1 protein-coding gene is annotated in these 584 nt (G+C 57.7%); it reads right to left on the bottom strand.

Features of this window, described 5'->3' with window-relative positions; translation table 11 throughout:
- A partial coding sequence (locus JHD67_RS21410; protein ID WP_199101162.1) for an IS3 family transposase occupies positions 1 to 584 on the bottom strand: 584 nt, incomplete at both ends.

Raw genomic sequence — 584 nt, 5'->3', positions numbered from 1 at the left:
TTCGTATCGCACGGTCCGGTTAAAGCGCTCAACATAGGCATTCTGCTGGGGCTTGCCTGGTTGGATATAGTCGAGTTTGATGCCGTATTGCCGAGCCCATTCGGTGATTGCCGCACTTAGGTATTCCGGGCCGTTATCGCATCGAATCGCCCTCGGTCTGCCTCGCCAACCGATGATCTGTCGCAGTGCACGGATCACTCGTTCAGACGGCAGCGAGAAGTCGATCTCGATGCCCAGCGCTTCGCGGTTGAAGTCATCGATCACGTTGAACAGCCGGATGCTTCGCCCGTCGGCCAACTGGTCGTGCATGAAGTCCATCGACCAGACCTGGTTGACGGCCGACGGCACAGCCAGCGGTTCAGGCACCTGCCTGACCAGTCGTTTGCGTGGCTTGATCCGCAGGTTCAGCTCGAGCTCGCAATAGATCCGATATACCCGTTTGTGATTCCAGCCGAAGCCCTTCACGTTACGCAGGTACAGGAAGCACAAGCCGAAGCCCCAGTTCCGATGATTGTCGGTCAGACGCAGTAGCCAGTTCGCAATCTCTTCGTTCTCGGCATTCCGCTGGCCGACGTACCGATAGC

This window comes from Dyella sp. ASV21 (assembly GCF_016428975.1).
GTDB lineage: Bacteria > Pseudomonadota > Gammaproteobacteria > Xanthomonadales > Rhodanobacteraceae > Dyella.
This window is presented reverse-complemented; position numbering and strand designations above follow the sequence as displayed.